General features: G+C 31.1%; 12 protein-coding genes and 2 pseudogenes. 4 read left to right on the top strand and 10 right to left on the bottom strand.

Annotated elements, in window-relative coordinates; translation table 11 throughout:
• Positions 1–6: 6 nt before the first annotated feature.
• Complete coding sequence (locus ACTDJC_RS21185) at positions 7–486, bottom strand: PH domain-containing protein (protein WP_440604592.1); 480 nt, start codon at positions 484–486, stop codon at positions 7–9.
• Between the two features lie 391 nt (positions 487–877).
• A complete protein-coding gene (locus ACTDJC_RS21180) occupies positions 878–1,114 on the bottom strand; it encodes a hypothetical protein (protein ID WP_440604591.1) in 237 nt (78 codons plus the stop codon).
• Between the two features lie 180 nt (positions 1,115–1,294).
• Here ACTDJC_RS21180 and ACTDJC_RS21175 point away from each other — a divergent pair, with 180 nt between their 5' ends.
• Positions 1,295–1,801: a hypothetical protein gene (locus tag ACTDJC_RS21175; RefSeq protein ID WP_440604590.1), complete on the top strand. Its 507-nt coding sequence runs from the start codon at positions 1,295–1,297 to the stop codon at positions 1,799–1,801.
• A 104-nt stretch (positions 1,802–1,905) separates the two neighbouring features.
• On the opposite strand, the gene ACTDJC_RS21170 is transcribed toward ACTDJC_RS21175, so the two are convergent.
• From ACTDJC_RS21170 to ACTDJC_RS21160, 3 genes are all read right to left on the bottom strand, one after another.
• Positions 1,906–2,568 carry an IS6 family transposase gene (locus ACTDJC_RS21170; protein WP_440604589.1) on the bottom strand — a complete coding sequence of 221 codons (663 nt, stop codon included), beginning with the start codon at positions 2,566–2,568 and terminating at the stop codon, positions 1,906–1,908.
• An 82-nt stretch (positions 2,569–2,650) separates the two neighbouring features.
• Positions 2,651–3,571, bottom strand: coding sequence for a DUF4435 domain-containing protein (locus ACTDJC_RS21165; RefSeq protein ID WP_440604588.1), 921 nt, complete (start codon positions 3,569–3,571; stop codon positions 2,651–2,653).
• Position 3,572: 1 nt separating this feature from the next.
• Complete coding sequence (locus ACTDJC_RS21160) at positions 3,573–4,967, bottom strand: AAA family ATPase (RefSeq protein WP_440604587.1); 1,395 nt, start codon at positions 4,965–4,967, stop codon at positions 3,573–3,575.
• A gap of 864 nt (positions 4,968–5,831) precedes the next feature.
• Here ACTDJC_RS21160 and ACTDJC_RS21155 point away from each other — a divergent pair.
• Positions 5,832–6,674: a hypothetical protein gene (locus tag ACTDJC_RS21155; protein WP_440604586.1), complete on the top strand. Its 843-nt coding sequence runs from the start codon at positions 5,832–5,834 to the stop codon at positions 6,672–6,674.
• 302 nt (positions 6,675–6,976) lie between these two features.
• Here the strand turns inward: ACTDJC_RS21155 and ACTDJC_RS21150 are convergent.
• Positions 6,977–7,684, bottom strand: a pseudogene (locus tag ACTDJC_RS21150) (IS6 family transposase).
• 312 nt (positions 7,685–7,996) lie between these two features.
• Positions 7,997–8,152: pseudogene (locus tag ACTDJC_RS21145) on the bottom strand (tyrosine-type recombinase/integrase); the annotation flags it as partial.
• Positions 8,153–8,729: 577 nt separating this feature from the next.
• On the opposite strand from ACTDJC_RS21145, the gene ACTDJC_RS21140 reads away from it, so the two are divergent.
• Positions 8,730–9,632 carry a hypothetical protein gene (locus ACTDJC_RS21140; RefSeq protein WP_440604585.1) on the top strand — a complete coding sequence of 301 codons (903 nt, stop codon included), beginning with the start codon at positions 8,730–8,732 and terminating at the stop codon, positions 9,630–9,632.
• Positions 9,633–9,927: 295 nt separating this feature from the next.
• A complete protein-coding gene (locus tag ACTDJC_RS21135) occupies positions 9,928–11,634 on the top strand; it encodes a hypothetical protein (RefSeq protein ID WP_440604584.1) in 1,707 nt (568 codons plus the stop codon).
• 96 nt (positions 11,635–11,730) lie between these two features.
• Here the strand turns inward: ACTDJC_RS21135 and ACTDJC_RS21130 are convergent, their stop codons facing one another.
• The 3 genes from ACTDJC_RS21130 to ACTDJC_RS21120 form a co-directional block, all read right to left on the bottom strand.
• Positions 11,731–12,417: an IS6 family transposase gene (locus tag ACTDJC_RS21130; protein WP_440604583.1), complete on the bottom strand. Its 687-nt coding sequence runs from the start codon at positions 12,415–12,417 to the stop codon at positions 11,731–11,733.
• Positions 12,418–12,484: 67 nt separating this feature from the next.
• Positions 12,485–12,805, bottom strand: coding sequence for a hypothetical protein (locus ACTDJC_RS21125; RefSeq protein WP_440604582.1), 321 nt, complete (start codon positions 12,803–12,805; stop codon positions 12,485–12,487).
• 73 nt (positions 12,806–12,878) lie between these two features.
• Entirely contained in the window at positions 12,879–14,420 is a 1,542-nt protein-coding gene (locus ACTDJC_RS21120; RefSeq protein WP_440604581.1) for an SIR2 family protein, read from the bottom strand.
• Positions 14,421–14,831 lie beyond the last annotated feature (411 nt).

Below are 14,831 nucleotides of genomic sequence, written 5' to 3'. Positions count from 1 at the left end.
AAGTGTTTACTTCAATCTGTCACGAATCGTTTTCAAAAGTGCATCAATGTTGTAATCAGGAATGTTTCTTACAGTACGTTTCTTAGTTCCGAACATTTTCTTCATTTCGAAATATAGAATACCTGTATTCATAAGAGACACGCCAAATGGACCTTGAATAATATCAAAGTCTACTTCTTTAATATCTTTGTATTTAATCAATTCAGCTTCAGCGCCTCCAAATAGACCGCCTTTCATCATTACGAAATAAAGGTTATGCTCACCAACAACAATAAAACCTGTTTTCGTTAGTTTTGGATCAGCAACTTCAAAAGCATAAATCTTTTCTCCTGATTTCATAACCTTTTTTAGCGCATCAAAAGCATATTCATAAAATTTACGTTCTGTTTTTGGAAGTTCTTTAGATATATCAACCATTTCCGTAAGTGTTACGGGAAAATCTATAACTCCGAATCGCTCATCAAGTTTAGTGTATTTTTTTGCCATTCGTATTCGCTCCTAAAATGTAAGATTCTCAACACATCATAACAAATCAAGTTACAACTGTTTTGTCATATTTTGTCGAATGAAATAAAAAAAGAGAGCCGAATCCCATTGGGGTATTAAATCGGTATATTGACGAATTCACAATTATTTCAGTTACGTATCCCTTCACATTGTGTGGGGTTTTTTCATAAAGAAAAGACACCCTAATGAGCGCCTATTCTATTCCGCATTATTTATTAATGGGGTATCGCCGGTATTTTGGAAAAAACCCACACTAAGCAAAAAATACAAAAAACCGTCCTGATGGACGGTTTTACTTTTTACATAATTCTCGTTATTGGAAGTTAGATAATCTAAAAATAATCTATTTTTAAAAAGAGTTTTATATCTTTTATCCTATCCATGAAAAAGCATACATAATAACTGTGACAACTAGTACTACAACAGGACCAATAATAAATAAGCCAAATAATAAAGATGTTACAGCCTCTGTAAAAGTATGAACAGGTCCTACCCGTTTAATATTTTTTATTGGTTCATGTTTCGTTTCCTCAAGTATTTTTTCAAGATGAGCAACCCTTTGATTTAATTCCCTTAATTCTTTAATTACGTCTGTATCTTTTTCCATATACATCCCCCTTATATAGGATATTTTACCATATATAGGTAATATATATCGTATTCATGTGAGGTTAACATAACATTCTAGGAATAAAAACAAATTCTCTAAAAAAAGTCACCCTTTTCTTACCTTTTAATGTAAAATTATCCTTATGTTTTGATTTTTTGGATACAGAAAGGGAGCCCTATGAAATCTTTAATAAAAATAACATGTACAGCATTTATACTTACAAGCTTAATGGCAGCTTGTAGTGAAGAAACTACTCAGCCAAAGAAATCGAAAGAAATATCTGAAGAAAAGGAAAAGAGTATACTACTATATGGAGAATTTACAAAAGGCGGATCTTACAGAGCGACAGTTGAAAACGCAAAATATAAAAAAGTAGATAAAATGGGGAACATTACAACTCGTGTTACGATTAATAATGTTCGAGACGATGAAAAAACAATTGATCTTTCAGAAATAAAGTATTTCGTTAAAGATGAAAAGACGGGAAAAAAATATGAAGGTCAACCTATGCCTATACACGAAGATAAATTTAAAAATGTTCCGGTTGGCTACGCTTTAACTTTTGAAATTTCATTTATGATGGAAAATCCACCAAAAGATTTGAATAATATTTATTTATATATGGACAGTAAGATTGATCCATTAGATACCTATTGGAAACTTGATAATCTAGTATCTAAATAAAAAGATGTCTAATTTAGACATCTTTTCTTGTTTAGAGCGTTGGGTTCTGGTGCAAAAAATACTCGATAGAAATATAGAGTGTCAATTTCCTTTAAATTGCTAGCTTATGAAACTAATCCAAACAATTTATGAATGAATTCTTTTTGATTTTGGAAAGACTTCTCCCTTTGGAGAGTCTGTCCTTTTTTGATCATGTGCATAGCCTCTATCCCCGCAATAATTCGTTTTTTAATGAAGCGATGATCCTGCTCTACGATATTGTTGAGATATTTCACTTGCCTTAGTTGGATGCCTTCAGGCATCTGCTTTTTTTCTTTTAACTCTTGGATAGCGATAGGATAAGCCGGATTTTTATCAACGGTCACAACACGAGGTTTAGAAACATGAAAAGACCGCAAAGCTTTCTTGAAAAAGCGCTTTGCAGCCTTATGGTCTCTTGTTTGGCTTAGATAAAAATCAATCGTATTTCCTTTCGAATCGACAGCTCGGTACAGATACATCCATTGACCTTTAACTTTTATATATGTTTCATCAACTCTCCAGGAATCATTGGTTGACTGAAGATGACGCCGTACTCGTTCCTCTAATTCAGGTCCATATTGATGTACCCAACGCATGATGGTTGTATGAGCAATAGATAGTCCGCGTTCTTCCATCATTTCCACCAAATCACGAAAACTGAGGCTGTACCGTAGGTACCATCTCACGGTTAATAAAATAATATCAGGCTGATAATGTTTCCATTTGAATTCTACTGGTTTTTTCATACCGATACACGTCCTTTTTAGTTTAGTAGTATCAGTATGTCCAAGTTTGATAGATTTTTTGCACCAGAACCCTTATTAGCCCCTACACTACACTTCTTGTTATATAACATTTTAAGCATGTAGGAGTCTCAGCATATCTTGACATATCATTTACAAAGTTTTTCTTACTTAAAGCTACAGAGAAGCTTCTTTTTTTTAAGCCATTTTTTCCTTCTCTAAGACTTTTTATCATAATTTCTAAAAACTCAATAAAAAATGCTAATTCAAATTTTCCACGTATGGAACTATGATAACCTCTATCTCTAAGCTCAATTACCTTAAATTCCAACTCTTCATCAGTTATAGTTACAGCATTAGGAAATAAATTTTTAATTGTCTCTATTGAATAACATTTAGTTATTTCATTTAAAGTAATTGAAAGCATTTCATTCAACTTAATATCACTTAGCGGATAATCAGACTCTTGCCCATTCCTCACTTTATGATCTTGGCAAGCAATCCACGCATTCAATTCTAACATAGCCTCATGAAATTCCCTTTGTCTTTGAAGATAGATATCTAAACACTTACTATAATCTTCTTCAAATTCTTCAATTTTCAAAAATCTACTCATTATTTTCTTAAATGCTTCCTCTGTTGTATAAAAATGCTCTAAAGAATGATACGGTGTTTCATAAATATCAGCATTGTTTTGCGACTCTTCAAAGTCCTTATCTACAAAAAATAACATTCCCTTTAAAAGGGATGCCTTATTTTTTCTGATTTTCTCATAAGTATTAATAACACCTTGTTTCCCCTTACAATCAACAAATCCAGTTAATGATTTTTCAGATAAAGATTCTACCCTAACACTATAATAGGCCTCATCATCTTTCCCTTCAACAAAACAAATTGCACTATTTTTATAATAAGGGTATATCTTTAAAAATTTTTGATATCCTACAACACCATTAGATCTTTTCTTTCTATCTTTTTCTGCCTTGTTTATTTTTGATTGTGACAATTCATTCCCACTCCCCTAAATAATCGGAATTTTCTATGTATAATCCAATCCCATCTGCATACTCATCTAATTCATTGTCATATATAAAAGGAGAATGTGTCACTGCTAATAGAAAATGACAACGATTTGATTTCATGATATCTGGTAGTAATTTCTCTTGCCACTCAATAGATAAGGATAATTCAGGTTCATCGAATAAAACTATAAACTCTTGCCCTAATGACAGATAAACCTTAGTAAAAATTGAAACTATTTGTTTCTCTCCAGAAGATAATTGGCTTAACTCCAAATTGTCCCCTCTTCTGTTTTGAATAAATAGTTCAACTTTATGCTCATCGTATACAAACTTTTTATTAACCAAATACTTATTACAGACATTAACAAATCTCTTTATAGCATCATCTTTCTCACGACTCGTATTATAATTTTTTATTAAATTATATAAAAAGTGCATTAACAAATTATATTTTGGACCTGGATGACTATCACTTTTTAAAAGAATATTGATATAATCCTTATCAGTTTTTTCAAGGTTCTCACCAAATCTTGCTAGTATTACTTTTATAGTTTCTTTATTTTGCAATATAACTTGAAACTGCTCATCTGAAATATATTCATCCATATATATGAGCTTTTTAATCATATTCCCAGTAACTTTGGAATATCCATCTAGAGCCTCATCTTTTATCCGTTTCTTCAAGTCAGTAAATATTGCTTCAACATCTTGCATACCAAACTGTATTTCCCCAGCATTTTTTACACTATCTAATCGCTTGTTTATATCTAGGCCTAATTTATTTAAGTCTTCTTCAATTCTTCTATAAGTAGGAAAATATAAAATATTAAGATTCTGAACAATTTGTTCTAATGATCTATCAACTTCTTTTATCTTAGTACTGTACTCAATATAAGAAGTATTATTCTCTAGTACAGATTTTAATGTATGTATCCGCCTTAGGACTGTTTGAAAAGAGTACATACTAGGCCTAGATCTAATAGAATCTTCGAATTTAATCCGAAATTCCGAAAAATTCGCTCTTCCAGTCAGTATATAGTTATTAACGAAGTTTAGTTCTTCCTTAGTCAATATTTTTTCTAATTTTTCTTGTAGCATCATAACTTCTCGGTTTTCTTCTAAAGTAATCCATTCTTTTTTTATATTAACTTTCCCTATTTTATTATCATAAATATTAACTTCTTTAAAATCGTATTCTCTTAGTTTGCCAAAACTTCTACATAACGTATGATACATTATACTTAGGATTGTAGTCTTTCCTATCCCATTCTCTCCAACTAAAATTTTTATATTATCTTCAAAGTCAATAGAAACATCTACTTCTCCAAACAAACCTAAAACTTCAAATTTTGACATTGTAAAATTACTGTTAAGTAACATCGATTCATCTCCTTTTTTTCATATTCATCTTAACAAAAATAACCAGTTTATCAAATATAAATCGATGATCAGTTTTTAGAGATATCCTTAAAATTAATATCAATTTAACTTGCATAAATTTAACACAAATTAAACATTAAAAGTCACAAACCATGGTCACATATTGGTCACACACGCTTAATAATAGAAGTTACTTCAAGGATACAATATTATAGTAAATCATTATAAATATAGGAAAGTAGATCCTTTATGATTATACTAGGAGTATTTAGGATATCCATGTAACTATCTTGACAGGGTGGAGGTCGTGAGTTCGAGCCTCTCCGGGGTCATATAAAAAACCCCTTGATTATCAAGGGATTTTTGTATGTAGCAAATAAATACTTATTGTTAAAGCTAAATTTTCTTACCTACTGGTCAAGATTTGGTCAATAACTGTTTCTTTTGGTTAACATTTAGATTTTTCTATGAAAATATATTAGTGAATTTAAATCTCTTACCCATTGTATGAGCTATAGACAATTAGATTTTAACAATAAAAAAGTAAAGATACCGCAAATCACGGTTTCTCGTATATGTTTTCTATATCTTTATAAATTATAAAATCACAGAGTAATAAAGATCAGTGCTATTTAAAAATTCTTTAAAATCCTCTTCATGAATACATTTATATATACTATATGTTTCCATTACACTCCAAAATTCCTATGCATAATATATATCCATTGCTTGTTTACTATTACTATTGCTTTTGATACGATTCATTGTAACTACGAAATATATGTAATAGTATAAATGTTGAACAGGACTTATAATAGCAAGTACAATAAATATATCCAAAAATTTCTATTCGGAGGTAAAAACATGCAAACAGTAAATACATGGATTAAAAATATGATAAGAGAAAATCCAAACTTTAATCTTAGCCCTAAAGATGAAAACTATACACCAAGGGCCTATAGGCTATCAATAATAAGAGACTTAGAAGTACATGAAATAATTAACTTTGTAAAAACTGACTCTCAGATATCAGATTACGATACCTTAATGAACAAAATCACTAAAGCATATCTATCTCTACGCGCAGAGCGCCCTTCAGTTTACGATATAGATAAATTGTCATCATTTATTTATTTTATAACTGTTACCCAAAGGTTTGATGCCAACAGTATGGATGAAGCAGAGGAATTTTTAGCAGATGTGAAAAAAAAGGATAATGCTTTCAAGTATATTGAAGACGATGACTCTATAACTATTGAAAAATTAGTTTATATTGGTGAAACAATGGATATTAAAAATAGATTCATAGGGGGACATAGTGCACTAACAGAAATTAACAAATATACAGGCGCTACTAAGAAAATATACATTGCTCAAGTACACGTACTAGAGGCTACTAATGAAATGCCATACGTCAATTATCCCGAATGTTTGGATGCGGTTAATCCTCCAAAATTGGTTAAAAACATTTTAAAATTTCTTGAGAGTTTATTTATTGCTTATTATGGAGAACCAGAATTTAATTATAAAGATAAGGAACCAAAAGTTAAATTCGGTAATGACCCTTGGAAAAAAATAGTTGCTCCCGAATTTATTACCATGAGTAAATATCAAAACTCAATTTTATTTAAAGATGATTCAAAAATTTTAATGCATACAATTGATAATTTACTTCAGCCAACAATTGAAAAACTTCTATCGAAATAGTTTTCCAATATCTATATCAATTGATAGCAATCAAAAGCCAAAAGAACAAAAACCCCTTTTTCCTATAAGCAGAAGGGGTTTTCAAATTAAATCTTGCTATTTAACTTTCGGTAAAATATGGATAAATTTAACAAACGGCATTTTCAAAAACATGTTCCTTTTTTCACCGATTACTGCGTAACTTAGAATTGATATTTAATTTATAATAAATAACATCTATTAAATAATCTAGTTCATGCGGTTCTGGTGCAAAAATAGCTTAATAGAAATATAGAATAGCGATATCCTGTTGATTTTAAAGATTAGGCAGCTAATCCAAACAATTTATAAATAAGTTCAAGCGTATTTTGGGCAGATTTCACCCTTTGGTGAAGTTGCCCTTTTTTTATCATATGCACAGCTTCGATGCCTCTCAAAATCAAGGTAGCTGTACGAAAAGATTTCAATCCTAACATGGAACGAACTCTCTTCTTTATAAAACGGTGATCCTGTTCCACAATATTGTTGAGATATTTACTTTTCCTTATCTGTATACCTTTAGGCATACGTTTCTCTTCTTTTAATTCTTGAATCGCCAATGGATAGGCTGGATTCTTATCTACTGTAATGATGCGAGGCTGGGACACATGGGAAGAAGCCAAGGCTTTCTTGAAAAAGCACTTGGCTGATTTCGCATCTCTAGTTTTGCTTAGGTAAAAATCAATCGTGTTCCCTTCGGAGTCTACTGCACGATATAGGTACATCCATTGTCCTTTTACTTTTATGTATGTTTCGTCAACTCTCCAGGAGTCATTTATTTGCTTGAGATGACCACGAATTATCTTGTCCAACTCAAGACCATATTGGTGTACCCAACGCATAATTGTTGTGTGAGCTATGGATAAACCTCGTTCCTCCATCATCTCCACTAAATCACGAAAACTAAGGCTGTACCGAAGATACCATCTCACTGTTAACAAAATAATATCAGGTTGATAATGCTACCACTTGAACAAATGTTTTGTTTCCATACCGATCACACACCCTTTAGAGTAGTAGTATCAGTATGTCCAAGTCTCCTAGATTTTTTGCACCAGAACCATTAATTAAGTATCACCAAGATAGTTTACATTAAATGGAGACAAACATAGGTTAGTCTCAAAAGTATGTGTTGAAATCAATAAAATGTAATTTTGAAAAATAGTGAATTATTATAGACGTATAATTGATTTATTATAAAGAAGAGCGTTCTTATTGTACGAACGGGTGCGAGAATAAAAAAAGCAATGCTTTTTAAAGGCATTGCTTTTATGCTTCGTTTAAAAATACTTCCTATAAAGTTCTTACCTTAAATTCCCGCTTAATTGTGCATATATCCTAGTAGTCTCACTTTTTTCATGTCCCAATAAGCTCTGTATAACTTCAAGAGGTGCACCATTATTCAACAAATGAGAGGCATAGCTATGCCTCAGCTGGTGCGGATGAATGGTTTTATTAATTTATGCCCGACTAGAACTGCCCGTTGAACAAGAAAATCAATGACATGGTTATATAAGTCTAATTTAATTTTTGGGCATTTGAATCAATTATTTTGTTTTTTTGAAATTACTTCCATTAACATATTTATTGTACTATACTAAAGAATATATAGTTGCAGCAAAATATGTGCTAACATCAGGCAGGCATCAAATGTAGAAGGAGATGAGTTTGTTTATGAGCAGTAGTTCAGAAGTTTGTCTCAAGTGCAACGGTACAGGAAAAATATACAATCCAGAATGGGATAGAATCTGGGAGTATTATGACAACATAGGGCAGTTCGATATGGATACTTGTTGTAGGAAAGCAGATGAAGAAGCAGACAAATACATAGATTGTACAGAGTGTTCTAAGACGTCTGCTTAGAAAAAGCATCTTGTTTACTCTCTATACAAGATAAGGGAACCTCTTTACAACAGGGGTTCCTAATTTTTGTATAAAGTAGTAGCGTCAAAATATAAGGCAGTCTTTAATTAATAAGGATATTACTTATGGTACTGGGAGTGAAAAATTATAGTAACGAAAATTGAATTATCAAACTTGGAAATTAGAAATTTACTTTTAGAAACACTTGCATACGAAGGAAACGACATAGACACAGAAGGAAAAACTTTTAAGTTGTATGAATATCAAGGAAGTCAGTCAGACTTATTTCGCTTACTTAATGGATTACTCATAAAGAAAAAAATTAGACCCGCTGAACATACCATGCACGCATCAGCTTGGGGATGCAGTGCAAATTTATTGTATGAACATCAAAATATTAACCTGTCTAGAAATGAAATATTAAAAGTCTACCAAGAATTTAATAATCTGATTGTACAAGGAGTAATTGCACCAGGGGCATACGGAAGCTATGGACCGGACCTCCCTTATTTTCACATTACGGAATACGGTATGGAATGTATTAAACAAATCGATATATTGCCATATGACCAAGAGGGTTATTTAAGGAAATTGCAAAATATTAAAGATATCAATGATTGGGTAGTTTTTTATGTGACAGAAGGATTACGTTGCTTCAATGCTAGTTGTATCAATTCTGCAATGATAAACGTTGGTTTAGCTGGTGAAACCATTGTAGAAGAACTAGCGTCTAGCTTTTTGGACTTCCTAAAAAAGAATGATACCCAATTATCTGTAAATTACGAGACAGAATTAAATAATTCACGAACTATTTCCCTGAAGTTTACCAAATATTTAGAATATCAAAACAAATATTTGAAAAATAACAAAGATTTAGGTTTATCTGCCTTAAAGCCAAAATTGGATAGTTCCAGCTCAGAAATTTATGCAACGTTTACACGGTTGACCAGGAATTCACTCTCCCATCCTAATGGAATTATTATGGATAGAATCAAAGTTCTAATGTTTTTTTTATCTTTCGTCGATTATTGCGAGATTCAATACTCTTTTATCAACTACTATAAACAGAATTCATAATTTATATATTGAACGGGTGCTCTTGTTTAAGTTCTCAGCTGTCATTTAGGCAGCCTTTTTTCTTCTTCAACGAAGAGCAGGTTAGTTCAATAAGGTGTTGGTTCTAAGAATAAATACCTCATTACAAATATTGCAGGACAAGTCTCATCTGCAAGTTTTGTTACAAGCATCCAAGTTGTATATGGATACCGAGATAAAATGCATCAAGCAAAATGGGATGGTGTCAAACCAAGAGAATATTTAATATTGGGTTTGTCAGTGTAAATTATTATCATATACAGGAAGTGAAACTAGAATGTTACAAATTATATCTGGGAAATTCTTCAATACAGAGGATCTCCACATTAGTGATGGGAAAGGTGTACTGTATTCTAACTACTCCTGGGTTCAACCGATCGAAACATGTATCGGAATTATGGAACCAGTAGATTTTCATGGGGATATTACAACTTATGTATTTAATTATAAGAACAAATTGGAAAAAAAAGGGTTACTAGTAAGAACTGGGGATTCTGTTATAATAGAGCAGTTTAAATTGATTTTTTCCTTCTTTTTCCAATGCTTTACAGATCCTGATAGGAATGCTGTGGAAATGAACTGCCGAGCGACAAAAAGAAATATAAACGACCAATTCTTACCTAATGATTTTGTTGGCAGGATTTTTGAACCTAAAATTCAGGGGAGTATTGAAGAAGTTAGCGAATTCAATGATTTTATGAATAAAGTGATTGGCCTCGAAAGAGAAAAATACAACAAATTTATTCAATGTATTAATGCTTATAATAATTCTCTTGTAGCGTTAAATTACAATTTTGAAATCGCCTATTCCTTACTAATTTATTGTTTGGAATCGCTGGGCCAATCATTTGACGAGTTCGAAGCAACCTGGGACGATTACAATCAACAAGTACGATTAAAATTGGAAGAGATATTTACCGGTTTAGATGAAAATAAGGTTAATGAAATGAAAACAATCCTATTGACCGATGCACATTTAAAATTACAGAAAAGATTCGTGAGTTTTATATCCAAAAATATAAATGATAATTTTTTTATTGAAGAAGCTATGAAGAGACAAGCCCCTTTAAGGAAGTCTGAAGTGCAACAAGTTTTATTAAATGCGTATAATATTAGGTCCAAATATGTGCATTCATTAGAATCAATTATGACACAATTAAAATTTCCTGGAATCGGTAAAGGTGAAATTTTCTATTGGGAAAATAACCCCTATTTAACATACAAAGGGCTACTAAGACTAACGCATCATGTTATAAAAGAGTATTTCACTTCACAAGAGTTAGTAGAAAAGAAGGATTATAACTGGGAAGATGCACTTCCAGGAATGATTTATTTACCTTTATCAGAGGAATACTGGCTAGCTGAAACTGAGGGGTTTTTGCAAGAACATTCCACATTAAAATTAAATGGATTTCTAAGCCGACTAGAAAGAGTTATTGTATATAATGAAAGCATGATTGATTTAGTAAATTTAATGCAGTTATACGAAAAAGATATGCCTCAAAGCAAAAAGATTCATAAACTTGAAATGTTTGGGTTGTATATATTATATAATTTATTTTTACCTAAAGATTTACGAGTAGAAAACTATGAAAAAACCATCGACAGGTCCAAAGAAATTTTAGAGGAACCATCAATAGTTTCCCTATTAGTACATGTTCTATTTGGTCAAAAATTACCGTGGGATTCTTCACGTTGCGAGGCAATTTTTAAAAGTTACAGGAAGAAAAAGTTTAATCAAAATGCTATTAATATACCAAAGTATTTTGAAATAATGATAACATTAAACATAGCAAATATCTATTTAAGTGAAGAAAACCATGAAAAGTTTGATGAATACATCGAATATGCTATCTTAGATGTACCAGGTAACGAAAAATTACAGCAAATATTGATAGGAATAAGAGAAAATAAAGATACAGATACAGTTGAATTGAAACAATTATTTGAAAATCAATTTTATGTCACTAAAGAATCAAATTAATTAAAAATTTTAATCTTAAAAATTGGAGATACTATGAACAGTTCTGTTGCAAAGTTTCAAAAAGCATAAACAGGTGTTGCTAAATGGGGGAAGTATTTAGGCAGTGATTAATAATTTGTGTAATTCATTATACGTTGAAAAACCGAAGTCTAAGTCAAGACTTCGGTTTCTTTTATATAGAGCATGAATGGTTTCGATTCCTTTTATCGTACGTGAAGCATGACGAAGGTTTTGAAATCCTGCGGATTTGGCAAAACGCCTTTTGACATGCCTATGATCCTGTTCGACGAGATTGTTCAAATGTTTGATTGTGCAATGAGTTGTATTTGAATAAAAACCTTGTTTTCTTAATTTCTTAAATGCGCAAAGTAATGCCGGCGCTTTGTCTGTTGTTAGAGCCGTTGGTTCGCCAAATGTTTTCACTAATCTTTTCATAAAGGCATAAGCAGCCTGATAATCTCGTTTTTTACGAAGTTGAATATCCAATGTATGCCCGTCTTTATCTATTGCACGATATAAATAACACCATTTTCCTTTGACTTTTATATAGGTTTCATCTAGCTTCCAAGATAATTGGACGTTTTTATTTTTCTTCTTCCAAATTTGATAGAGAAGGTTTCCGTATTCATGAACCCAGCGCATGATAGTTGTTGGGTGAACTGAGATTCCACGTTCTTTTAAAATTTCAGAGACATCACGATAACTTAAAGAAAAACGACAGTAGTAGCCGACGGCTACCAAAATAATATCTTTCTTGAACTGTTTTCCTTTAAAATATCGCATTTGTGTTTCTCCTTACTCTTTTTTCTAGAGTGTAATCTCATTTAGAAAACTTTGCAACAGAACCCTGTTAGCTATATTGTTCTTCTAGTTTTTCCATTTCCTTTTTAAAACACTGAGAGCAAATATCTTTGTATTCTCCTACCCAACTTTTTACAGGATAATGTATAGTAGCCTTTTCTTCTTTGCACTCTTCACAAGTATCTTTCTTTATAAGAGTTTCATCTTTATAGCTCATTATAGCCATTGCTACAGCTTCACACTCATATGTTATACAATCACAAGTTTTGCTTGTTATATCATAATCGGTCGTTCTAAAACCTGGAGGACCAGTTCTTTCCTTTGTAATACTGATTTGTCCTTCTTCACATAGTGGACATAAGTAACTCATGCATATCTCTCCTAACATTTGTGAATTCTAAATTCTTTATAATATATTGAACTTCTATTAACATAAATTCCTCTTAGCTTACAGCTGAATCTCCTGAACTAGCTAGATTTATTCTCTCATGTTCATCTGCATACTTTTTATAATCATAAACACACAAAATTCTTCTATAATCCGTAGACCTCTTATCATCATAATTCCTTAAATGCTCTTCAACTGTATCTAGTGGAATCCTTTCGTTTATTACTCCTAATATTATGGCTAGGTTCTTTTTCGATTGTGATATATCTTCATCTTGTAAAATCCCATCAATACTTGTATGTTGTTGTGCGAAATCGGTTACATTACCAATTATATTAGTTATTTTCTTATTTTGATTGTCTTTCAAATCCCTAGAACTTTCGATCTCTGACTGAATTTTACTAAAGGCGTATATAGGGAAATGCTGAGTCTTTTGAATCCTATGCTTGTCAATTAACTTTAATAATTGATGGTTAGATTCATCTATAATTTTAAAATAATTTTCCATTAGCTCTGAAGTTGTTTGAAAATCATAAGTGATTGTCTTTAATGATCCAATGGCTAAGACCTTTTCTCCATTTTTTAATGAATCTACATCTTCTGTAACACTAACTTGTATATTACCTCCTGCATAAATCTCTTTAACTATATTTTGTACTTTTCTAATATCCATCGCAGATACGGGCAAATTTAAATCTGCTAAGTGTTTATAAATTTCTAAAAAATTATCCGTTTTAATTTTATTAATACGGATTGTAGAAAATCCGCTCATATCAATATCATGATCAGTAACTTCTGTATTCTGCGATCCTTCAGCATATTCTACGAGTAAAAAGTTTTTCCTAATTTTTTCTGCTTGTTCGGTATTAGGATTTATATATGTAAAAATAGTTTTAAGAATTCCTTTAATGTTATTATCACCTATATTATAACCTAAAAATATTATTGGGTTATGAATAAACAGTGATAATAACTGTGCCCTAATAAGTTCATATTTATCATCAAAATCCTTATAGTCATTATCTGTAATAATAATTTTATTAGGGTCTTTAACACACCCATGAATTTTGTAAACAGAACCATAGGGATTGCTTAACAAAATATCGTTACCAATTAATTGTTTAAATTCAAATATATCCTCTATAAAACTATCATAATTTGTAGTAATCACTGAGCCAATATTTTTTCTTACTTTTTTCAGCTCAGAAATCTCATGTATTTGGCTATCCCTAATCTTATAATCAGATAATAATTGTGAAATATACAATTTAAAACGACTAATATTAATACCCTTTTCCATATTCTCATAAAATTGATCGTTAATTTCCTTAAACTCACCATTACGATCACTCTTTAATACTTCGTTAAATTCTATTTCAAGGTCTTGCGCAATTTTAGTATAGTCATACTCTCCATCTTCTTCATATTTTGATTTCAGATCATAATAAAATTCGTTTGATCCTTTAACCTTATTTGAAATGTATAAAAGTAGACCATCCCATGTAAAAGAATTTTCTAAATACCTAAGGCTTAGTCCAGTACCTACAAACAGTACTGGATGATTAGTAAAATTTTTAATGAAATCACTAATATGCATCTAATTCCCTCTTTTCGTTTTATTGATTTAAAATAAAATTCCAAGCTCAGTATGTACCTTGACTTTTAAAGATTAATATGTTGTTTAAACGATTAATTAAATTATACCATTTAATATAAAACTAAATGTTTTAGTTTATGGATTCTTCCAAAATATCACAAGAAATAAATTAATAAACAGTTAAATATTTGGGATTCTAAATTAACATTTCCATAAAATCTTTACGGAAGCATATCCTTGTACAGAAAAGAAAGAAGGAAGCATAAACCTGCATTTTATGCATAGTTATGCTTCCTGTTATAATTATATCATTCTTTATCTTGATTAAACGAAACAGGTAAACGGAAAATACCGGAAGGTGCACCTCTTGATTTTGTATCAAATAGATGGCAAAAGCACGTATATGATGAA

This window comes from Bacillus sp. GB_SG_008, assembly GCF_052038115.1.
Classification (GTDB): domain Bacteria; phylum Bacillota; class Bacilli; order Bacillales; family Bacillaceae_G; genus Bacillus_A; species Bacillus_A rhizoplanae.
This window is presented reverse-complemented; position numbering and strand designations above follow the sequence as displayed.

Bases quoted from the DNA above. Each gene is read 5' to 3' on its own strand.
- ACTDJC_RS21125 (WP_440604582.1), bottom strand. From the start codon at position 12,805: ATGAGTTACTTATGTCCACTATGTGAAGAAGGACAAATCAGTATTACA.
- ACTDJC_RS21135 (WP_440604584.1), top strand. From the start codon at position 9,928: ATGTTACAAATTATATCTGGGAAATTCTTCAATACAGAGGATCTCCAC.
- ACTDJC_RS21180 (WP_440604591.1), bottom strand. From the start codon at position 1,114: ATGGAAAAAGATACAGACGTAATTAAAGAATTAAGGGAATTAAATCAA.
- ACTDJC_RS21120 (WP_440604581.1), bottom strand. From the start codon at position 14,420: ATGCATATTAGTGATTTCATTAAAAATTTTACTAATCATCCAGTACTG.
- ACTDJC_RS21185 (WP_440604592.1), bottom strand. From the start codon at position 486: ATGGCAAAAAAATACACTAAACTTGATGAGCGATTCGGAGTTATAGAT.
- ACTDJC_RS21160 (WP_440604587.1), bottom strand. From the start codon at position 4,967: ATGTTACTTAACAGTAATTTTACAATGTCAAAATTTGAAGTTTTAGGT.
- ACTDJC_RS21155 (WP_440604586.1), top strand. From the start codon at position 5,832: ATGCAAACAGTAAATACATGGATTAAAAATATGATAAGAGAAAATCCA.
- ACTDJC_RS21130 (WP_440604583.1), bottom strand. From the start codon at position 12,417: ATGCGATATTTTAAAGGAAAACAGTTCAAGAAAGATATTATTTTGGTA.
- ACTDJC_RS21175 (WP_440604590.1), top strand. From the start codon at position 1,295: ATGAAATCTTTAATAAAAATAACATGTACAGCATTTATACTTACAAGC.
- ACTDJC_RS21170 (WP_440604589.1), bottom strand. From the start codon at position 2,568: ATGAAAAAACCAGTAGAATTCAAATGGAAACATTATCAGCCTGATATT.